Below are 20,964 nucleotides of genomic sequence, written 5' to 3'. Positions count from 1 at the left end.
TTCCGTGTACCACCACATTCGCGTCGCGGCCTACGAACCCGACCCGCTCCACGGACCCTGGCGGGAGGAGATGAACGTGCTGCGGCTCGGCGAGGACCTGCACGCCGAGCTCACCGGGATGCATGCCGAGGCGGACAAGAACTCCGTCCACCCCCACCGGCTCCCCGTGCGCAGGCTCAACTCCCTGCTCCAGGCGATGGCGCCAGGCGTCATCGCGACCGGCCGCAACGCCGGGACGGATGGCCGTCTGCCGTGGCTCTACGCGCGGGAAGCCGTCCCGCCGGACGTGCTGGCCCCGGTGGTAGGAGCTTGGGCGGCGGGCATGCACCGGGAGGACGACGACTCGGAGGGCGCCGATCTCGAGGAGAGGCTCCGCTCCGGTGACCCGGCCGAGACGGTACGTCTGCCCCACTGGGAGACGGAACCGGTCGACCTCGCCGAGAGCGTGCTCTCGGCGGGCGGAACCGCCGAACCCGCCGCGCGGCTCTACAGCCTGCTGCCCGAGTGGATCGCCTTCCGGCTGGCCGCCCGGACGTTCCGCACGGGCGGCACCACACTCCACTTCCGCGTCGAGAGCTCGGGTGACGGCGCGCGACTCGTCTCCTGGCCGCCTCAGCGATACGAGCGCCGACGGCAGACCTGGTACTACTCGGCCTGCCTCACCATCACCGTCCACACCGTGCCGTTCGCCCCGCGGTTCCGCGTCCATGTGTCCACCCAGGTACGCCGGTGGGCCACCCGACTGGACGTACGACCCCACCAGCTCGGCGGTACGACCGTCCTGCTCGACGCTCCACTGCCGTGGCCGGAAGGGCCGGACCGGGGCCACCGGCTGATGGTGAACACGCTGGGCTACGACCGGCGGTCGAAGGAACTGGCCTGGCGCCGGCACAGCCCCGCACCGCTCGTGCCCGAGCTGGACATCGTGCGCAACTATCCCCGGCCCGAAGCGCTCTTCTCCGACCCCGAACGCTGGATCAACGGTTCCGGGGACGTGGCCGCCGGCATCGTCTACCACCCGTCGATCGGCCCGCACGAGGTCGGACCCGGGCTGATGCCACGGGAGCGGGCGGATCTGGACGCCTGGGTCGAGGAAGGGCTGCGCCCCCTGCTGACCCGGGTCCCCGACCTCACGCGCGTCTCCCGGAGCAACACACCCTCCCTGCTGCCCCGTTCCGGCCCCGGACGCGTCCCGGGCGTCCGCGACGCCCAGCTTGCTCTGCAACGGCGGGCGGCGCTGACACGCGCACTGAACGGCCGCCCCCTGGAGATCGACGTCTTCTGGCAGTCCCCGGAAACCCGTGCGGCGCTGCTCGCCGAGCTGCCCAAGCTCATTGGTCTTCCCGCCGGGCAGCAAGTGCCGTCGGCCGACGGGGAGACCTGGCAGTGGCAGTGCGAGGGGGTCGACATCCGCGTCCGGGCCCGGCCCGCGGGACCCTTGGCCGACGCCCTGCCGACCACCCGAGCCCGCGGGCGCCTCAGGGCCGTCCGGCTGGCCGAGGCCATCGAAGGGCGCTGCGGGCTCGTGGCGGACCGGGCGGACCCGTTCCTCGGCGGGGCCGGAGTCGTGATCACGGAGATCGCCGGCAAGGAGCGCTTCGCCGCTGTCCCGGACTCCGACCCCAAGCACGCGCTGCGCATCGCCTGGGCACGGCAGGGACGGCTGACGCAGTTCGTGAACTCGCCCGACGACACCGACAGCGCTCTGGAACACCGGGCCAGGTGGACCTGGCTGGACGCCTTCCGGCAGCTGGGCGCGATCAGCCCGCCCGCCCATCGGGTGGGAGCCGGCATTCCGGGCGACCTTCAGTACGCGGCGTTCTGGCTCGTACGCCACACCAGGAAGGGGCCCACGCGATGCCCCGTCCACCGGCTGGTGGCGGTGCGGGTGCGCCTCGGGGACGGACCGGGCGTCATCGAGGGGTGGGACGCAGAACGAGCCGAATGGGTGCCGTATCCGAAGCTGTTGCTGCTGCTCTCCCAGGCACGGGAACCGGCGGCGAGCGGCGGGAAGGAGACCGGCACGGGGAAGCTCGTCGATGACTCGGCAGCCCCGGGAGGATCCCGGCCCGCTGCCCGCCCGGGCGTGAAGCAGGACAGGCAGCGGGAGATCGAGCGGCAGATCCGGGCACTGCTCTTCCAGCTCCGCGACCGCCCGACGCTGCTGCTGGCGGACGTCGGAAATCTGCGCCAGTGCTGGCCTGGCCTGCGCAACGGTGCACTGGACCGCGACACGCTCGGCTTCGGGGCCGAACCCGCCCAGCGGCACACGCTCTACGGCCACGACCTGCGGGTGCTGCTCGTACGGGACGCCAACGCCCGGGGTGAAGTGGCGGAGTGGTACGCCCACGACACCGAGGACGGGGTCGGCTTCGCCGAGGGTGTGTGGGGGACGGCGGATACGGAGGGCCGTGTCTTCGCGAGTACGGCCTCGAAGCCGCACACGGTGGCGAAACTGCCGAAGGGGCTCATGAAGCTGGTGCCCACGGCACAGGGCCGGACAGCGCCCGGGAAGACCGCGTGGAACCCCGGGCAACTGGAGATCACCGTGCTCGGCTGTCTGTCGGAGAAGGCGCTGACGGACTCGGGGCGTGCGGGTGACCCGCCCGACCGGCCGGCGGAGTGGGCGACGCTCACGCACCAGCTGCGTTACCACGACGACTACCCGCCGCTCGCCCGGCCTCTCCCGCTGCACTTGGCGCGTCTCGCCGGTGAGTACGTACTTCCGGTGGCCGGAACGAAGTAAGCGGGGAGTACGTCATCCGCTTCCTGAGCGACGTGCCGCCTGAATGGGATGTCCCAAACGATCGACGCTGATAAGGATCAATGCTTCCCTCGTGTGAGCGCCGAAGCCTGAACCTGACCACGGGGACGGCGTCTGGTGCACTCCTTGCTGGGATCACTGGGCGTCCGCCGTGACGCTCGTTTGACGCTCTTCGCACCTGGTGGCCCCAAGACGGAGACGAGGGACGGACCTGACCTGCGGTTTTCTCTGAGTTCACCCGGGTGACATGCTTCCGATGACGCACCACGTGGAGTGCGTCGCCATCCTCGAACCGGCTCATAAGGGCGCCTGACTTGCGGTCTGCGCGTGCGCATGGTGTGCCGTGCGGGCGTTGTGGGCGACATCCGGACGTTGGTCGACGCTCACGTGGCACTCGCCCTGATGGTGCGTCGTGCGCCTATCGGCACTGTTCGGAGTGTGTGTCGGCACAGGCGGCCAAGCATGATCGGAGGGAGCGTGGCGCGGTTCTCGTACTCGCGGCGGGCCTTGCGCCGGGCCGGGGCGGCCCCCCTCGCTGGGCTCCCGTTCGGTCCTGCGGAGGAAGTCGGCGACCTTGCCCGGCATGTCGACGGTGACCGGCAGCTCCGGGGCCGGGGAGTTCCTCGCGGTCGGCGGGGTGTGTTCGGGGGCGGGCGAAGGCCGGAGCCGCCTCCGGACGGCGGGCCGGAGGCAGCTCGTTGCGGGAGCCGGGGCTGGGGCTGGGGCGGGTGTGGACGCGGGTGCGGGTGTGGACGCGGGTGCGGGTGTGGACGCGGGTGTGGGTCAGTCCGCGCTGATGCTGTTCAGGATCGCCGATGTGACGTGATCGGCGGCGTTCCTGTGGCCCCTGGCGTTGGGGTGGACTAGGGCCGGCTGGGTGGAGCCGCTGGTGAGGATGCCCTCGACCCACTTGCCGGCGTCACAGACGCTGTGGTTCCGGGAGGAGTCGTAGAGGTCGACGAAGCCGGTGGAGCCGTGCGTGCCGGCCGACTTCTCGATGACCTTGTTGAGGGGTTCCAGGACGTCCTGGCGCAGCCAGTCCAGGTCGCCCTGGGTGATCGGCCCGAACTGTTCCAGGTCGTTGTACCGGCACTTGGAGGTGTCCTCGGGGATGACCGTGGGGTAGCCGACGGCCAGGATCTTGGCGTGCGCGGCCCGTTCGTGGAGCACGGTGAGCATCTCGTCGTAGTCCTTGCCCACCTTGGTCAGCCGGCCGGGGATGTCGTCGGCCAGGTCGTCCCTGCACGGGGTGCCGACGCCGCCGCTGCCCGAGCCCAGTTCCAGGCACGTGCGCAGGATGTCGGCGAATCGAAGGGTGTTGCCGCCCACCCCGACGGTGATCACGTCGGTGCCGGGGCCCACCGCTTCGGACTGGGGAGGCACCGGGGGGAACGGGTAGTCCGGGTCCTCGGAGAAGGGCGGCAGGTGACGGCCGATCGGCTCCTGCGCCCGGAAGGTGACGTTCTCGATCGTGGCCGCGCCGCAGCTGACGTTGGTCAGGTCGATGAGCCCGCCGAGGTCGCGGTCGATGACCTGGGGGTAGGACCGGTCGGTGCGCTCGCAGCCGTCGCGGGGGACTTCGAAGGTGTCGCCCGCGGCCGGGATGACTCCGGCGGTGTAGGAGTCGCCCAGGGCGACCCAGTCGTAGGACGCCGCGGCGGCGGGTTGTGCCCCGGCGAGTTGTACGGGCGCGAGGGCGCCCGCGGCGAGAGCCGCGGCCGGGAGCAGCAGGGCCAGCCGAGTGCGGAAGCTTGCCACGAATCCTCCAGGGATACGGTGTTGGCGTCGCTTTTGAACCTATGGGGACGTGACGCGTGGTACTAGATCCATTGCGGACAGTCACGTCCCGTGGGGTTCGGGGGTGTTTCCCGTCGTGGCAGGCAGGTTCTGAAAGGGCGAGTCCGGTATCCGGACCGCCTGGTTCCGTCGGGTGACCGGCCCTGCTCGGTATGTGTGTGAACCGTGGTGCGCCTGCCCGGTCCGCGGCTCTCGCGGTCTGCCGTACGGCTCTGACCGGCTGTCTCATTCGTGATCACCGGCTGCACGCGGGGAGGTGCTGTCCGCCGGCGGCGGTTGCTCAGCCTCTCGGTTCGGGTCGGGCGCGAACCGTCAGTCGGTGACCGTCCTGGCGTCGGTGATCCAGCCGGCGAGCTGCTCCATGTAGTCCGCCTGCGACACGTAGTCGAGTGCCGCGGAGACCCACGGGTGTATTTGGCCGGCGGCGAGCGCCGCGTTGCCCGCGATCGTGGGCTGCTTCTTCAGCTGTGCGCTGTCGTAGCCGGCCTGCTGGAGCAGCCACATGTCACCGCCCACCTGCCCGGCGTTCTCCCAGCTGTAGTTGCCCCAGTAGTAGCCCTCGGGCTTCGGTTCGAAGAACTGCACGCCGAGGCCGGCGTACAGCTGGAGCGCCGGGTCGTCCTGGGCCTTGGCCACGCTGACGCCGTCGCTGTCGGCGTAGAGCGACGTCACCGTGACCGGGTTCGCCGTCGCGGCCTTCTCCAGGGCCTCCGAGGCGGCGTCGTACCGCTTCTTCGCCTTCGCGACGGTGCCGGGGTCGGCGCCGAGCGCGTCGGCCAGCTCCGTGGTGCGGTCGACGACGTCCGCGCCGTCGCCGCCGAGCAGGATCGTGACGACGGGGGCGATCGCCTCCACCTGCTTCTGCTGGGCGAGGTCCTTGAAGCCGTAGTCGGGCTGCGTCGTGTCGATCGTGCCCTTCTCGTCCGTGGGGTAGACCTCGGAGACGATGACGTCGGGCCGTTCCGCGGCGAGCTTCTCCAGGTCGATCTCGCCGTAGGCGGTGCCTACTTGCTCGATGCCGGAGGTGTCCAGGTCGTCGAAGCGGGCGTCGTCCTCGATCGCCGAGTAGCCCCACGACGCGACCGGCTCCAGCCCGTAGTGCATCAGGGGGACGATCTGGTCGTTGACGCCCGCGACGCGGGTCGGCGCCCGGTCGAGCGTGACGGTTCTGCCGAGGTCGTCGGTGAAGGACCAGGATTCCTCGGATGCGGCGGCGTTCGAGGTGGACTCGTGCGTCGTCGAGGAGCAGGCCGAGAGGGCGGCGAGCACGAGGATGACGGCGAGCGGGAGGAGGCGGGGGCGGGATACGGTTCTCATGGTGCAACTTAGCTTAGGCTAACCTAAGTCATTGCGGGAGGGTGATCCGGGAGGGCGATCGGCTCGTCGTCCTCCTCCGGCAGCACGAGCGGAGTGCCGGTGACCGGGTCGGGGACCACCCGCGCGCGCAGGCCGAACGCGCGCCGCAGCAGCCGCGGTTCGAGCACGTCGCGAGGAGCGCCGTCGGCGAGCACCCCTCCGTCGCCGATGACCACCAGACGGTCGGAGTAGCGGCCCGCGAGGCCCAGGTCGTGCAGCACCATCACCACGGTCGTTCCCGACGCGCGGTTCACCCGGCGGACGAGCCGCAGTACGTCGAGCTGGTGGGCGAGGTCGAGGAACGTGGTCGGCTCGTCGAGCAGCAGGGTTCGCGCCTCCTGGGCGAGCACGAGGGCGATCCACGCGCGCTGGCGCTGGCCCCCCGAGAGCTCCGTCACCGCGCGGTCGGCGACCTCCACGAGCCCGGTGTCGGCGAGCACGCGCTCCACGACCGCGTCGTCCGCGGGCGTCCACGGCCGCGCCCAGCTCTGGTGCGGGTTGCGGCCCCGCATCACGAGGTCGCGCACGCTCGTGCCCGCGGGGGCGACCGGGTTCTGGGGCAGGATCGCCAGCCGGCGCGCGACGGCGCGTGAACGCGACCGCCGCAGGGGCTGCCCGTCGAGCAGCACCGTGCCGGCGGTCGGGGTCAGCAGGCGGCCGAAGGCCTTCAACAGGGTGGACTTGCCGCAGCCGTTCGCGCCGACCAGTGTCGTCACGGTGCCCGCCTCGATCGAGAGGTCCAGCCCGTCGAGCACGGTGCGTCCGTCGTAGCCGAGGATCACGCCGCGGGCCTCGAGCGCGGGTGCGGTCACCTCGTCGTCTCCTTGCGGTTCCTCAGCAGCAGCCAGATCAGACAGGGCGCGCCGATCGCGGTCGTCACGATGCCGACGGGCACGTCCCACGGGAAGACGGTGCGGGCGAACGTGTCGGCGAGCAGCACGAGGCAGCCGCCGGTCAGTCCCGAGAGCAGCAGCGGCGGACGGGTGGCACCGGCCGCCCGCACGGCGATCTGCGGCGCCACGAACGCGACGAAGCCGACCGGCCCGGCCGCCGCCACGGAGGCCGCGGTCAGCAGCACCGTGAGCGCGACCACCACGAGCCGGTGCAGCTGCACCGGCAGTCCGACCCCGCGGGCGACCTCGTCACCGAGGTGCGACACGGCGAGGGCCGCGGACCCGGCGAGCGCGAGCGGTACGAGCACCGCGACGGCGGTGAGCAGCGGCCACACGGCGTCCCACGACGAACCCGAGAGGGAACCGACGAGCCACTCCGACGCGGCCGCCGCCTGCGTGATGCGCGCCTGCACGAGCAAATAGCTCGTGCCCGCCTCGAGCACCGCCCCCACTCCGATGCCGACGAGGACCAGCCGGTAGCTCTGCACGCCGCCGCGCCAGCCGAGCCCGTACACCAGCGCGGCGGCGAGGATCGCGCCGAACGCCGCCACCGCCGGCACGCCCGCTCCCGGCAGCGCACCGCCGACGCTCTCCCCGCCGCCGCCGACGAGGATCGCCGCGACCGCGCCGAACGACGCGCCGGAGGAGACGCCGATCACGTCGGGCGTGGCGAGCGCGTTGCGGGTGACGGTCTGCATGAGCGCCCCGGCGACGCCCAGCGCGAGGCCGACCAGGACGCCGGTGAGCACGCGCGGCATGCGCAGGTCCAGCACGATCAGCCGGTCGAGGCTGTCACCCCGCCCGGCGAGCGTGCGCAGGATGTCGGCCACCCCGACCTCCGCGCCGCCGACCGCGATCGCGGTGACCACGAGCGCGCAGGCGAGCAGGAGTGCCGCGAAGGTCATGAGCAGGGTGCGGGGCCGCCAGGCGAACCCGAGCGGGCCGACGAGGACCCCGCGGCGGGCGTGCGCCGCGGTCGGTGCGACGGTCACAGGCTCACCAGCGATCGGCGGCGGGCGACCGCGACGAAGAACGGTCCGCCGATGACGGCCAGCACGATGCCGACCTGCACCTCCGAGGGGCCGTGGACGAGGCGGCCCACGATGTCGGCGAGCAGCACGAGCAGGCAGCCGACGAGCGCGGCGGCGGGCAGCAGCCGGCGGTGGCCCGACCCGACGAGCGCGCGTGCCAGGTGCGGCACCACGAGTCCGACGAAGGCGATCGGTCCGGCCGCCGCCGTCGCGGCGGCCGTGAGAAGGGTGATGGCGGCCAGGCCCACCGCGCGCGCCACCAGCAGGTTCTCGCCCAGACCGCGGGCGAGTTCCTCGCCGAGGGCGAGGTTGTCGAGGGCGCGGGCGTTGAGCGCCGCGAGCAGGAGTCCGGCGGCGGCGAACGGCACGGCGCCCCAGACCTCGTCGAGCTGTCGGCCGGAGAGCGAACCGACCACCCACAGCTGGTAGGCGCGCAGGCTGTCGCGGTCGGCGAGCGTCAGGAACGACGTGACGGCGGTGAGCAGCGCCGACACCGCCGTACCCGCGATCGCGAGCGGCACCGGGTTCGCCGTACCGCTGCCGGCGACCGTGATCGCGAACGCGGCGAGACTCGCCGCGAGCGCGCCGACGAGCGCGAGGCCGACGGTGGCGCCGGTGCCCGACACCCCGGACACGACCAGGCCGAGCACCACCGCGAGGCCGGCGCCCGCGGACACGCCGAAGAGGCCGGGGTCCGCGAGGGGGTTGCGGGTGTGGCCCTGCATGACGGCCCCGCCGACCCCGAGGCACACGCCGACGAGGAGGCCGATGACCGTGCGCGGGACCCGTGAGCCGTAGACGACGTCGGCGTCCGTGCCCGCCCCGGGGTGGAGCAGGCCGTGGAGGACCGCCGCGGGTGCGAGCCGGTTGCTGCCCAGCAGGAGGCTCGTGAGGCACACGACGGCGACGGCCAGGACCAGGGCGAGGAGGATGCCGGTGCGCGCGGCGGGCGAGGACCGCGGCCGGCGCGTCCGGCGTACGGATTCGGGCGGCGCCGTGGCTGTGATCACGAAGTTAGCTTAGCCTAACCTTCATGGCCTCCACCGTGACCACCACCGTGACCACCACCGTGACCACCACCGTGACCTCCACCGTGCGTGCGAAGCCGCGCGATCCGCGCCTGTTCCCCGCCTCGGTCGTGTCGAGCACGCGCCTCACGCCCAGCATGCAGCGGGTGACCGTGCGCGGTGAGGCGCTCCGGGCGTTCCCGTGGCGCGGCTACGACCACTGGTTCCGGCTGTTCTTCCGCCACCCGCACCAGGAACGCTTCCACGTGCCGGAGGTCGCCGGCGCGACGTGGTGGAAGCCGTACCTCGCGATGCCCGACGAGGCGCGGCCCTACTGCGCCAACTACACCGTGGCCGACTTCCGCGCCCGTACCGGCGAGCTCGACATCGACGTCGTCGTGCACCGGGGCGCCGAGGGCGCGATCGAGGGCGGCGTCGCGATCTGGGCGTGCTCGGTCGAGCCGGGTGAAGAGCTGGCCCTGCTCGACCAGGGCGTCATGTTCGAGGCGCCCGCCGATGCCTCGAGCGTGCTGCTCGTCGCCGACGAGAGCGGTCTGCCGGCCGTCGCGGGTATCCTGCGGTCACTGGCGGACGGCACGGTCGGCCGGGTGCTCCAGGAGGTGCCGACGGAGGCCGACTGCCGTGCCCTGGCCGGACCGCCCGGCATGCGCGTCGACTGGATCCCGCGCGCCGACCCGCACGCGGTGCCCGGCGCCGCGGCGCTCGCCGCGCTGCGCGATCGCGACGACGTCGACCCGCAGGGGTACGCCTTCGTGGTCGGCGAGCAGACGCTCGCGACGGAGGGGCGCCGCCATCTGCACCGCGCCGGCATGCCGAAGGACCGCATCACCTTCTCCGGCTTCTGGAAGACCGGGCGGCGCTGACGGTCGGCGGTGCTCAGGCGATCCGGGCGGCGCTGAGGGTCGGCGGTGCTCAGGCGATCCCGGCGGCGCTGACGGCCGGTAGTGGTCAGGCGATCCGGGCGGCGCTGAGGGCCGGTAGTGGTCAGGCGATCCGGGCGGCGCTGAGGGCCGGTAGTGGTCAGGCGATCCGGGCGGCGCTGACGGCCGGTAGTGGTCAGGCGATGCCGATGGCGCCGGTCGGGACGGGGGCTCATGGTGCGGTGGGAGACGGTGGAACACCGCACCCGCCTCTTCCGGCGGTCCACGGGCCACGAGCGGTGGCGGGCGCCGGCCGGTCCCCACTTCGCCGCTCCGCCGCAGGTCGAACACCTGTACTCGGTCCTCGCCCCATGACCGAGGCCGGGACCGCCCGGTCCCGGCCGCCCCGGTCCCTTCCCGCGGAGGCGACGCCATGACCCCGCCCACGGTGCGCGACGACACCACCGACGCGGACGTGGCCGTGACCCCGCTCACCCGGCAGACCGCGGACCGCATCGCCGAGTACATCGGCGGCAGCGACCTCGCCGAGGGAACCCGACTCGTCGGGCGGTCCCTGGCGGAACTGCTCAAGGTCTCCCGCTCACCGGTCCGCCGGGCCCTGCGCCTGCTGGAGCGGCAAGGTGTCGTCGAACCCGCGGAGCGGGGCGGGTACGCGGTGGCCCTCGTCCGCACCGAGATCGCGGGGAGCGCCGCACGCGGCCCGGCGCAGGACCCCCTCGAGGAGGTCTACCTGCGCATCGCGGCGGACCGCCTCGACGGACACCTGCCGGACCGCGTCACCGAGAACGCGCTCGTCCGCCGGTACGCACTCCAGCCGGGGCAGCTCACCCACCTGCTGCGCCGCATCGCCGTCGAGGGCTGGATCGAACGGCTGCCCGGCTACGGCTGGGAGTTCCAGCCCATGCTCACCACCATGACCGCGTACGAGGACAGCTACCGGTTCCGCCTCACCATCGAACCCGCGGCCGTCCTCGAACCCGGCTTCCTCCTCGACCGGCCCGCCCTGGAGAACGTCCGGGCCCAGCAGCAGCGCCTGGTCGACGGGGACATCCGGACCATCGGCAACGCGCAGCTCTACGACCTCGACAGCCGCTTCCACGAGGTCGTCATGGCGTGCAGCCGCAACTCGGTGTTCATCGACGCCCTCCACCGCGTCGACCGGCTCCGGCGGCTGATCGAGTACCGCCGCTCACTCGGACGCGACCGGGCCGTCGTCCGCCGCACGGAACACGTGGAGATCGCCGACCTGCTCCTGTCCGGCCACCGGTCCCGGGCGGCCGAAGCCCTGCGCGAGCACCTCGCCACCGTCTCGGAGGAGAAGACCGGCCGCGACGCCCCTCGGTGAGACGCCAGGCCGGCCGGGGGCGGCGGCGTAGCCGACGCTCCGGGCCACGCTCCGGGCCGCGTCCTCAGTGCGGCGCGGCGGGAGGCGCGGCCGGCCGCTCCGTCCGCTCGGCCTCGGCACGGAGTGCGGCGGCCCGCCGCGTCGGGTCGTAGCGCGGTCCCACGCCGTCGATCAGCACGACGTCACCCTCGATGTGGTCGGTACGCAGTCGCAGGATGTCCTGGTACCCGGGCGAGCGGTACCAGGCGCGCGCCTCGTCCAGGCCGGGGAACTCGATCAGCACCATGCTGCCGGGCCACGTCCCCTCCACCACCTCGGCCGGCGGTCCGTGAATGACGAAACGGCCCGCGAAGGGGTCGAGCGTGGCCTGGATGCGCTCCAGGTACTCGATGACGTCGGGATGGTGGCGGCGGCTGCGGAGATGGGCGAAGCCATAGGCGGACATGGTCGGGTCGGGCTCCTTCTTCCGTTCGTACCGGTCGGGGAACGACGACCAGAACGTAGCCGGGAACGACCGGGGCGGCGATTACCTCACGGGTCATCACCGCGGCCGGTGCCCGTCCGGGCCGGGAACGTGGTGGTGGACCCGGCGGCTCCCGCGGCCCTGGCGGCCCCCGCGGCCCCGCAGCCCCGGCCGTCCCGCCCGGACGTCTCACGTCGAGTGCGTCGCGACCCTCGGTCCGGGCGCCGAGCGCTCCTGGTCCGTGTCCTCGGCGGTGCGGGGGGTGAGGGAGCGGTCGCCGTCTTCCGGCGCGGCGGTCCGTGCCCGGGGGACGGCCGCTTCTTCCGCCGCCGCCAGTGTCCGGAGCAGCGCACGGGCCACCGCGTCGTTCTGGCGGAAGGCGGGGGCGTTGGTGCGGGGGCGGGCGAAGGCGGCGACGGCGCGGCTGTTGGTGGGGGCGCCGATGGCGATACGGCGGGGGTGGGCCTCGCCGAGGGTGGGGTCGAGGACGTGGCCGTGCGCGGGGGTGACGGTCAGCAGGCCCGAGCGGTGGGTGTGGGTGGGGTCGGTGATGACCTCCTCGGTGAGGGCGCCGGAGCGGAGCAGGGCGCGCAGGAGCGGGTCCCCGGTGCGGTCGAGGGTGGGGCGGGGCAGGTAGGCCTCGATCAGGGCCGTGGCGTGGACGGTGTGTCCGGGCACGGTGGGGCTGGTCGCGGTGAAGGTGCCGGTGGAGTCGTCGGTACCGACCTGGAGGTCCGCGCCGAGGAAGCGGACGATGCCGGCCCGGGACAGGGCGAGCAGCTGGCGCAGCCGGAAGCCCGGCGGGCCGGAGGCGAGGAAACTGAAGAAGCCCTGCCACCAGCCGTCCAGTCCCGCGGCGACGGAGCGGGCGGTCAGCCGGCCGGCGGAGACGAGACCGGGCAGCTGTCCGTAGACGGAGAGCAGGGCGAGGAAGGCGCCGAGGTCGGCGCTGTGGGCGGGGTCCTCGCGGCGGCCGACGTCCTGGGTGATGTGGTCGCGCAGGTGGTGCTGGAAGGAGTGCGGATCGGGGAACGTCAGGCCCGCCAGGGGGCGGTCGAGGGCCTCGAAGTCCAGGCGGTCCTCCGGGTCCGGCACCGCCGCGGCGACGAGGGCGGCCATCGCCTCGGAGTACCAGTCGAGGCGGTCGTAGGCGGCGAGGAAGTCCGCCCAGGGCAGCGCGGTGCGCTCCGGATGGGCGTGGAACAGCTCGTGGTAGTGGCCGAAGCCGATCTCCTTGGCCATCAGCGGCCACACGTCCCGGCGCAGGTCGAGGGGGCGGTCGAGGGCGAGCAGGGCATCGACGGCCGCGGGGCCGAAGTGGCGCGGCAGCGGTGGCCGGGGGCCCTGGAGCCGGTAGCGGGTCTTGGAGTGGTACGGCACACCGCGCCGGGACCCGACGTGGAGGACGGGCTCGCGGCCGGAGGGGAGGTAGGTGAGGGTGCCGTCGGGCTCGGTGCGGTAGGTGCCGCCGCGCCCCTCGGTGAGCAGCACCATCAGGTCGACGAAGGCCAGCCCGAAGCCGCGCAGGACGACGTGTTCGCCGGGGCGCAGGCCGGACAGGTCGGCGTCGGAGGAGAACTCGGGCGGGAGGTGGAAGCGGCCGTGGCGGGCGGCGAAGGCGGCGTGGTCGTGGTGGCCGGCTTCCGGGGCCGCGTCCAGATGCCCCTGCGCGAGGACGACCAGGTCGGCGGTGAGGGGGGTGTCGCGGTCGGCCAGGTGCACCTGCTGGGGCCCGTCCGCCGGGCCGGTGACGGCCGTCGCGACGGTGCGGTGCCACACGACGCCGATGGACGGCGGCAGTTCGGCCAGCGCCCGGCGGAACACCCAGTCCAGGTAGGCGCTCTGGGCCCGTCGGGTGGGGAAGTCGGACGGTTCCAGGGAGCGCAGCTCGGCCAGGACCTCGGGGTCGGCGGGTTCGGGGGCGGCGGGTTCGGTGTCGGGGGTGAGGCGGGGGCCCCGGCCGGAGAACCGGGACGCCCACTCGGCCAGCGAGGGGCCGGGCCGTACGGGACCGTCCATCTCGGAGGTCTCGTCGGTGAACATGGTGACGTCCTCGGCCATGGAGTTCATCCGCAGCAGCGGTGACTGCTCGTGCCGCCAGACCCGTCCCGGCCCCGGCGGGTACGGGTCCACCAGATGGATGGTCAACGTCCGCCGTCCGTCCCACAGTTCGGGAGCGTTGGCGGCGATGCGCTCCAGCAGGCCCGTGCCGCGCGGGCCCGCGCCGACGACGACCAGGACGGCCGCGGGGACGGCGTTCACCGGTCACCGCCGATCGCGGGGCGGGCGTCGGCGGCGGTCCGGACGGCGGTCCGGACGGCGGTCCGGACGGCGGACCGGGCGCTCGCGGCGGCCGCCGCCGCGGTCGCGGCCGGCGGCCGGCCGGCGCGCCGGCGCCGCACGATCGCGGGCAGGTCGCCGGACGCGGAGCCGGACGCGGAGCCGGGCGCATAGCCGGACGCGTAGCCGGGCGCGCGGCCGGGCGCCTTCGCCCGGGGGACGGGCGGGAGCGGCGGGGCGTCGGGAGCGGTGACGTCGGAAGGCGGGACCATCGGGGTCTCTCCGGGGGAGGAGTCGCGGGCGTCGGTGACCACCCGGCGGCGGCCGGGTGCCGGTGTCATCACGAGCGCCACGTCCCTCAACGCGGCCGGAGGGGCCGCTGCCGCACACGGCGGAGCCCGTCCGTCGCCGATCGTATGTGCCCGGTGCACGGACCTGTCAACAGTGCGTGCCGATCGGTCGGTACCGGTCCGTCACGTGGTCAGTGGTTGACGGGAGGCAGAATGTACTGCTCAATTAAGCGCATGAATGCTGATCAGCGCCTGGTTACCCGGGGCCACATCGACTTCGGTCGGGTGTGGTCCGCGGCGTGTCGCGGCTGAATCGGCAGCGGGCTGTCTGACCGGCCCTTCCCTCCCTCGGTGACCCCGTCGCGGGCCGAGATCTCCCTCCGCACCACCGTCGTACGCGGGCTCTGACCGGCGTACGGGCGGACACGCGGAACCGGACGCGCGCTGCCGCCGCTCCACCCGCCCGAGGCCCCCGCCCCGGCGTCATCACACCTGCACTGCACCCTCAGCACCCCCAGCACCCCTGCGTCAACAGCTCCCTGAAACACCGTCACACCCGGTGTCACGGACGCCGTCACGCACACGGCCGTCACGGACGCCGTCACGCACACGGCCGTCACGGACGCCGTCACGCACGGCTGTCATGAGGGCCACCGCACCCTGCCCGCGTGCGGACCAGCACCCCCGAAGACTTGAGGAAAGGCCATCTCCCATGCCCGTGGAGTTCCTCGGCATAGCCGCCACCCACGACGGGTCCGAGACGACGGCGCGCTCCGGCGCCGCCTTCGACAAGGACTACACCCTCCGGCTCGCCCGCGCGCACGAGGACCACGGCTGGGACCGGGTGCTCTTCGCCTACGGATCCGGATCACCGGACCCCGCCCCGGCCGCCGCGTACATCGCGAGCAGGCTGGACCGCCTCCAGATCCTGCTCGCCCACCGGCCCAACGTCTCGTACCCCACCTTCGCCGCGAAGACCTTCGCCACCCTCGACCAGATCAGCGAGGGCCGGCTGACGGTCCACTTCATCACCGGCGGCAACGACCACGAGCAGGGCCGCGAGGGCGACACGCTCACCAAGGACGAGCGCTACGCCCGCACCCGCGAGTACATCCGCATCGTCAAGAAGATCTGGACCACCCACGAGCCCTTCGACCACGAGGGCGAGCACTACCGCTTCCATGACTTCGTCAGCGACGTCTTCCCCGTCCAGCAGCCGCGCCCGAACGTCTCGTTCGGCGGCTCGTCGCCCGCCGCGTACGCCGCCGGCGGTGCCGAGGCCGACATCTACTGCCTGTGGGGCGAACCCCTGGAGCGGACCGCCGAGCAGATCGAGGCGGTGAAGGCCGCCGCGCGGGCCGCGGGCCGCACCGAACCCCCGCGCATCCAGGCCGCCTTCCGCCCGATCATCGCCCCGACCGAGGAACTGGCCTGGGAGAAGGCCCACCGCACGGTCGGCGCCATCAGGCAGCGGCGCGAGGCCGGTCTGGTACGGCACCACCGCAGCGGCGCCCCGGAGAACTCCGGGTCGCAGCGGCTGATCGCCATCGCCGAGGCGGGCGAGCGCTACGACCGCGCGCTGTGGACCCCGACCGCCGCCGCCACCGGAGGGGCGGGCAACTCCAACGCCCTGGTCGGCACCCCGGAGACGGTCGCCCAGGCGCTCCTCGACTACTACGACCTCGGCGTGGACATCCTCTCCGCCCGGGGCTACGACCTCCTGGGCGACGCGATCGACTTCGGGCGGTACGTCATCCCGATCGTCCGCGAAGAGGTCGCCAAGCGCGACGCCGAGCGCGACGCCGAGCGCGCGGCGCGCGGCACCCAGGCCCTCGCGGCGGTGCGCGCATGACGTCCGTCGCCCAGCCGCCCGCCGACGCGACCGCTCTGACGGTCGTCCAGGTCCCCGTGTCCGACCCGCGCGTGCAGCCCCTGCTGCGCGAACTCGGCGACGAGTACTCCACCCGCTACGGCAAGGACGCCCACGCCGAGCTGGCCCGCTACCCCGACGAGGAGTTCACCGCACCGCACGGCGGCGTGCTGCTCCTGCTGCTGGAGCACGGCGAGCCGGTCGCGGGCGGCGCCTTCCGCCGCTACGACGAGGCCACCGCCGAACTGAAGCGGATCTGGACGCACTCCGCCCACCGGCGGCGCGGCCTGGCCCGACGCGTCGTCGCCGAACTGGAGCGCGTGGCGCGCGCCCGCGGCTACCGGCGGGTCTACCTCACCACCGGACCGCGCCAGCCGGAGGCCCGCGGCCTGTACCTGGCCACCGGCTACACACCGCTGTTCGACACCGAGGCCGATCCGGAGACCATCGGCCCGCTGCCCTTCGAGAAGCACCTGACCGCCCCGGCACCCACCCGCGGCCCGGCACCGGCACCGTCAGAAGACGCGGCCGTCGAGGAGCCGGTCGAGGACGGCGCCCATGCCCGGATCCCCGACACGTGGGGAACCACCGCCTCCGCGACCGACGCGTCGCGGATCAACCCGCCCGAGCACACGTAGAGACGTAAGCAGGAACACCACGATGGGACTCACCACCGACCCCGCGTCCACGCCGCCCGGAGCGGCCCTCCAGGACGCGGGCCCCCACGCCCCGCCCGCCGAGGACGACCCGGCCTCCCTCGAGGTCGTCCCCGCCCGCCACTACGGCCGGTGGGTGGCGACGGTCGCCGTGGCCGTGCTGGTCGCCCAGTTCGTCCACGGTCTGGTCACCAACCCGGTCTGGGAGTGGGGGGTCTTCCGCGACTACGTGCTGTCCGAGACGATCGTCCAGGCGGTGTGGGTCACCCTCCAGCTCACCGTCTACGCCACCGTGCTGGGCTTCCTCCTCGGCACCGTCCTGGCCTTCATGCGGCTGTCGCGCAGCCCGCTGCTCCAGGCCGTCGCCTGGGCCTACATCTGGATCTTCCGGTCCATCCCGATGATCGTCCAGCTGGTGTTCTGGTTCAACCTCAGCGCCCTGTACCGGGAGCTGGGGGTCGGCATCCCCTTCGGGCCGGTGTTCTGGTCCGTCGACAGCAACACCCTCATCGGCACGATCGGCGCCGCCGTCATCGGGCTGTCGCTGCACCAGGCCGCCTACGCCGCCGAGGTCGTCCGCGGCGGAGTCGTCGCCGTGGACCACGGACAGCTGGAGGCCGCCGCGGCCCTGGGCATCCCCCGGCTGCGGCAGATCCGCCGGATCGTGCTGCCGCAGGCCATGCGCGCCATCCTGCCCACGGCCGGCAACGAGATCATCGGCCTGCTCAAGGGCACCTCGGTGGTCTACGTGATGGCCATCGGCGAGCTGTTCTACCAGGTGCAGGTGGTCTACGGCCGCAACGGCCGGGTGATCCCGCTGCTGCTCGTCGCCACCGCCTGGTACGTGGTCCTGACCTCCGTGCTGTCGGTCGCGCAGTACTACGTGGAGCGCCACTTCGCCCGGGGCGCGAACCGCACCCCGCCGCCCACCCCCCTCCAGCGTGCCCGGCGGTTCGTCCGCACCCTGCGCGCGGCGGCGGCCCGGCGCGACCAGCCCGTCGTACCCCTGAAGACCCCGGGAGACATCCGATGAGTGAGGCGATGGTGGACATCCGCGGTGTCCACAAGAGCTTCGGCCCGCTGGAAGTGCTGCGCGGCGTCGACCTGACGGTCCGCGCCGGCGAGGTCACCGTGATCCTCGGCCCGTCCGGCTCCGGGAAGTCCACGCTGCTGCGCACCGTCAACCACCTGGAGAAGGTCGACCGCGGCTGGATCAGCATCGACGGTGAGCTCATCGGCTACCGCCGCTCCGGCGGCAAGCTGTACGAGCTGAAGGAGAAGGACGTTCTGAAGCAGCGCACCCACATCGGGTTCGTGTTCCAGAACTTCAACCTCTTCCCGCACCTGACCGTGCTGGAGAACCTGGTCGAGGCCCCCGTCTCCGCGCTGCGCCGCCCCCGCAAGCAGGCGGAGGAGACCGCCCGGCGGCTCCTCGACCGGGTCGGTCTCGCCGACAAGGCGGACGCCTATCCCCGGCAGCTCTCCGGGGGCCAGCAGCAGCGCGTGGCCATCGCCCGCGCGCTCGCCCTCGAACCGAAGGTGCTGCTCTTCGACGAGCCCACCTCGGCGCTCGACCCGGAGCTGGTCGGCGAGGTCCTCGACGTCATCAAGGACCTGGCCAGCACCGGTACCACCATGATCGTCGTGACCCACGAGATCGGCTTCGCCCGCGAGGTCGCCGACACCGTGGTGTTCATGGACGACGGAGTCGTCGTGGAGCAGGGGCCGCCCGCGGCCGTCCTGGACACCCCGCGGCAGGAGCGCACCCGCGCCTTCCTCTCCAAGGTCCTCTGACCCCACAGGACTTCCGTCCTGTTCGTCCCGCTCTTTCCCGTCCCCCGCCCCCTCCGCACGCAAGGAGAACCACCGTGTCCACCCTCGCCCGCCGTACCACCGCAGCAGCATTCGGACTGGCCGCCGCCCTCGTCCTCGCCGGCTGCGCCAACCCTTCCGACGGCGGCACCGCCGAGGTCGCGGACACGTCGGGTACCAAGACGAAGATCAACATCAGCCCGGACCAGGACCGCGTCACCACGGACAAGGTCGACTCCATAGCCGCCGAGGTCCCGGAGAAGATCCGCGACAGAGGCACCCTGGAGCTCGTCCAGTCGTCCACCTCCGCGGCCCCGCTGGGCTTCCACGCCACCGACGACAAGACCGTCATCGGCGTCGAGCCCGACATCGCGTACCTGGTCGCCGATGTGCTCGGACTGAAGCTGCACATCAACCAGGTGTCGTGGGAGAACATCTTCGTCGGCCTGGACAGCGCCAAGTACGACGTCGGCATCGCCAACATCACCGTCACCGAGGAGCGCAAGGACAAGTACGACTTCGCCACCTACCGCGAGGACAACCTGGGCTTCGAGGCGAAGAAGGGCAGCGGGCTGAAGATCGACGGGCCCGAGGACGTGGCGGGCCTGACCGTCGCCGTGCAGAGCGGCACCAATCAGGAGAAGCTGCTGGTCGAATGGAGCGAGGAGAACGAGAAGGCCGGCCGGAAGCCGGTGGACATCAAGTACTACCAGAACGACAGCGACACCTACCTCGCTCTCCAGTCCGGCCGGATCGACGTCTACCTCGGCCCCAACCCGATCGCGGCCTACCACGCGGCCACCACCGGCAAGACGGAGGTCGTGGGCACCTACTCCGGTGCCGGTGAGACCCTCCAGGGTCTCATCGCGGCCACCACCAAGAAGGACAGCGGACTCGTCGACGCGCTCGCCGACGCCATCGACCACGTGATCGAGAACGGGACGTACGGCGAGGTGCTCGAGCGGTGGGGCCTGTCCGACGAGGCCGTGACCAAGTCGGAGATCAACCCGCCCGGCCTGCCCCGGACCGACCAGTAGGGGCCCGACGCCGTGCGCCGACCCCTCCACCTCTCCGTCGCGCTCGACGGGACCGGCCACCGTGCGGCAGCCCGGGCCGTCGACGCCGGTCCCGCGGCGCCCTTCCCGGGCGCCCGGTGGGCCGCCCTGGCCGTCCTCGCCGAACAGGGCGCCCTCGACTTCGTCACCGTCGGCGACTCCTCCGAGCCGCCGACGGACGGCCGGGCCGGACGGCTCGACGCGGTCGCCGCCCTCGCCCGTGTCGCGCCCCTGACCCGCCGGATCGGGCTCGTCCCGACCGTGACCGCCACCCGCACCGAGCCGTTCCCCACCTCCACCGCCCTGGCCGGCCTGGACCTCGTCAGCGAGGGCCGGGCCGGCTGGCTGGTCGACGTCCCCACCGCCGGGGCCGGGGGCCGCCCCCCGGCCCCGGCGGGCGAGCTGTGGGCCGAGGCGGCCGAGGCCGTCGAGGCCGTCGCCCGGCTGTGGGACGGCTCGGAGCACGCCCCGGCGACACGGGACACCGTCACCGACCGCTCCACCGCCTCTTCGGCTGACCGCTCCACCGCCCCTCCGGCCGACCGCCCCGCCGCCCCTACGGCCGACAGCTCCACCGCCCGCTCCACCGCCCCTCCGGCCGACCGCTCCACCGCCCCTCCGGCCGACCGCCCTGCCGCCCCTTCGACCGACCGCTCCACCACTCCGTCAACCGACCGCTCAGCCGCCCGCTCCACCGCCCGCGACGGCCCGCCCCCCGGCGACATCGACGGCCCGCGCTCCTCCGTGCGCGGGCCGTCCACCGTGCCCCGTCCGCCGCAGGGGAGGCCGCCCGTCGTCGTCGCCCTCGACGTGCACGACGCGGACGGGCAGTGGGAACTGGCCGCGCGTCACGCGGATGTCGTCCTGCTCGACGCGGACGGACCGGCCGCCGCACGGCTCGCCCGCGCGGCGCTGCTGCGCCGGGCGGCGGAGGCCGGACGCGGCCCGGACGCGCTGCGGGTGCTGGTACGCGTCGCGGTCGGTCTCGGCGGCACCGGGACCTGCGCGCTCCCGCCCGCCGAGGCGCGCTTCACCGGCGCCGCCGCAGAGCTCGCCGCACTGCTCGCCGACTGGCACGCGGCCGGCGGCGTCGACGGCTTCCACCTCCTGCCGGCCTCGGCCGGCGCCGATCTGCCCGCCGTGGTCCACGAGCTCGTACCGTGGCTGCGCGAGCGCGGACTCTTCCGCGCCGGCTACGACGGCCGCACCCTCCGCGACCACCTGGGCCTGCCCCGTCCCGCCGGCCGCCCCGCCCGGGAGACGGAGACGGCCCCCTGGCACCCGGCGCACCGGCCGCGCCGGCGACCACGACGCCCAGGACCACCGCGGCCACCCGACCGACCGGGTCCCGCCGACCGGTCACACCCGACGAGCTGACCGGCCTCCGAGGCCTTTCCGCCACCTGCTCCGGGGGCCGATCATTGTCGGCCAACTCGCCGGGGG

17 protein-coding genes and 1 pseudogene are annotated in these 20,964 nt (G+C 73.3%); 10 read left to right on the top strand and 8 right to left on the bottom strand.

The features are described from left to right. Positions 1–4 precede the first annotated feature (4 nt). Positions 5–2,746 carry a pPIWI_RE module domain-containing protein gene (locus tag ACFYWQ_RS12880; RefSeq protein ID WP_389515636.1) on the top strand — a complete coding sequence of 914 codons (2,742 nt, stop codon included), beginning with the start codon at positions 5–7 and terminating at the stop codon, positions 2,744–2,746. 801 nt (positions 2,747–3,547) lie between these two features. On the opposite strand, the gene ACFYWQ_RS12875 is transcribed toward ACFYWQ_RS12880, so the two are convergent. The 5 genes from ACFYWQ_RS12875 to ACFYWQ_RS12855 all read right to left on the bottom strand — a co-directional run bounded on the left by ACFYWQ_RS12875 (position 3,548) and on the right by ACFYWQ_RS12855 (position 8,851). After that, positions 3,548–4,522, bottom strand: coding sequence for an SGNH/GDSL hydrolase family protein (locus ACFYWQ_RS12875; protein ID WP_389515633.1), 975 nt, complete (start codon positions 4,520–4,522; stop codon positions 3,548–3,550). 351 nt (positions 4,523–4,873) lie between these two features. Then, positions 4,874–5,878 carry an ABC transporter substrate-binding protein gene (locus tag ACFYWQ_RS12870; protein ID WP_389515631.1) on the bottom strand — a complete coding sequence of 335 codons (1,005 nt, stop codon included), beginning with the start codon at positions 5,876–5,878 and terminating at the stop codon, positions 4,874–4,876. 23 nt (positions 5,879–5,901) lie between these two features. Then, entirely contained in the window at positions 5,902–6,729 is an 828-nt protein-coding gene (locus tag ACFYWQ_RS12865) for an ABC transporter ATP-binding protein (RefSeq protein ID WP_389515629.1), read from the bottom strand. After that, complete coding sequence (locus ACFYWQ_RS12860) at positions 6,726–7,802, bottom strand: FecCD family ABC transporter permease (RefSeq protein WP_389515627.1); 1,077 nt, start codon at positions 7,800–7,802, stop codon at positions 6,726–6,728. The genes ACFYWQ_RS12865 and ACFYWQ_RS12860 overlap by 4 nt, the downstream gene beginning before the upstream one ends. After that, positions 7,799–8,851 carry a FecCD family ABC transporter permease gene (locus tag ACFYWQ_RS12855; protein ID WP_389515626.1) on the bottom strand — a complete coding sequence of 351 codons (1,053 nt, stop codon included), beginning with the start codon at positions 8,849–8,851 and terminating at the stop codon, positions 7,799–7,801. The genes ACFYWQ_RS12860 and ACFYWQ_RS12855 overlap by 4 nt, the downstream gene beginning before the upstream one ends. A 71-nt stretch (positions 8,852–8,922) precedes the next feature. On the opposite strand from ACFYWQ_RS12855, the gene ACFYWQ_RS12850 reads away from it, so the two are divergent. From ACFYWQ_RS12850 to ACFYWQ_RS12840, 3 genes are all read left to right on the top strand, one after another. After that, entirely contained in the window at positions 8,923–9,732 is an 810-nt protein-coding gene (locus tag ACFYWQ_RS12850) for a siderophore-interacting protein (protein WP_389515953.1), read from the top strand. A 231-nt stretch (positions 9,733–9,963) separates the two neighbouring features. Then, a complete protein-coding gene (locus tag ACFYWQ_RS12845) occupies positions 9,964–10,104 on the top strand; it encodes a hypothetical protein (RefSeq protein ID WP_389515624.1) in 141 nt (46 codons plus the stop codon). Positions 10,105–10,162: 58 nt separating this feature from the next. Continuing rightward, positions 10,163–11,095 (top strand): GntR family transcriptional regulator, encoded by a 933-nt coding sequence (locus ACFYWQ_RS12840; RefSeq protein ID WP_389515623.1) that lies wholly within the window; start codon positions 10,163–10,165, stop codon positions 11,093–11,095. Between the two features lie 64 nt (positions 11,096–11,159). Here the strand turns inward: ACFYWQ_RS12840 and ACFYWQ_RS12835 are convergent, their stop codons facing one another. From ACFYWQ_RS12835 to ACFYWQ_RS12825, 3 genes are all read right to left on the bottom strand, one after another. Further along, positions 11,160–11,540, bottom strand: a complete 381-nt coding sequence (locus ACFYWQ_RS12835) for a DUF1330 domain-containing protein (protein ID WP_389515622.1) — start codon at positions 11,538–11,540, stop codon at positions 11,160–11,162. Positions 11,541–11,747: 207 nt separating this feature from the next. Next, a complete protein-coding gene (locus ACFYWQ_RS12830) occupies positions 11,748–13,820 on the bottom strand; it encodes an FAD/NAD(P)-binding protein (protein ID WP_389515620.1) in 2,073 nt (690 codons plus the stop codon). Continuing rightward, on the bottom strand, positions 13,817–14,179 hold the full coding sequence (locus tag ACFYWQ_RS12825) for a hypothetical protein (protein WP_389515618.1): 363 nt from the start codon (positions 14,177–14,179) through the stop codon (positions 13,817–13,819). The genes ACFYWQ_RS12830 and ACFYWQ_RS12825 overlap by 4 nt, the downstream gene beginning before the upstream one ends. 661 nt (positions 14,180–14,840) lie before the next feature. Between ACFYWQ_RS12825 and ACFYWQ_RS12820 the strand changes: the two genes are divergently transcribed. The 6 genes and pseudogenes from ACFYWQ_RS12820 (at position 14,841) to ACFYWQ_RS12795 (ending at position 20,898) form a co-directional block, all read left to right on the top strand. Beyond that, positions 14,841–15,980: an LLM class flavin-dependent oxidoreductase gene (locus ACFYWQ_RS12820; RefSeq protein ID WP_389515616.1), complete on the top strand. Its 1,140-nt coding sequence runs from the start codon at positions 14,841–14,843 to the stop codon at positions 15,978–15,980. Then, positions 15,977–16,489 (top strand): annotated as a pseudogene (locus ACFYWQ_RS12815) (GNAT family N-acetyltransferase); the annotation flags it as partial. The gene ACFYWQ_RS12820 and the pseudogene ACFYWQ_RS12815, both read left to right, overlap by 4 nt. Before the next feature lie 169 nt (positions 16,490–16,658). Continuing rightward, positions 16,659–17,687, top strand: a complete 1,029-nt coding sequence (locus tag ACFYWQ_RS12810; protein WP_389515614.1) for an amino acid ABC transporter permease — start codon at positions 16,659–16,661, stop codon at positions 17,685–17,687. After that, positions 17,684–18,448 (top strand): amino acid ABC transporter ATP-binding protein, encoded by a 765-nt coding sequence (locus tag ACFYWQ_RS12805; RefSeq protein ID WP_389515612.1) that lies wholly within the window; start codon positions 17,684–17,686, stop codon positions 18,446–18,448. The genes ACFYWQ_RS12810 and ACFYWQ_RS12805 overlap by 4 nt, the downstream gene beginning before the upstream one ends. Before the next feature lie 74 nt (positions 18,449–18,522). Then, a complete protein-coding gene (locus ACFYWQ_RS12800; protein ID WP_389515611.1) occupies positions 18,523–19,503 on the top strand; it encodes an ABC transporter substrate-binding protein in 981 nt (326 codons plus the stop codon). A gap of 12 nt (positions 19,504–19,515) precedes the next feature. Then, positions 19,516–20,898, top strand: a complete 1,383-nt coding sequence (locus tag ACFYWQ_RS12795; protein WP_389515609.1) for an FMNH2-dependent monooxygenase — start codon at positions 19,516–19,518, stop codon at positions 20,896–20,898. Positions 20,899–20,964 lie beyond the last annotated feature (66 nt).

Source organism: Streptomyces sp. NPDC003247, from assembly GCF_042888135.1.
In the GTDB taxonomy this organism is placed as follows: Bacteria; Actinomycetota; Actinomycetes; order Streptomycetales; family Streptomycetaceae; genus Streptomyces.
Note: the sequence above shows the minus strand (reverse complement) of the source record. Positions and strands in the feature narration are given on the sequence as shown.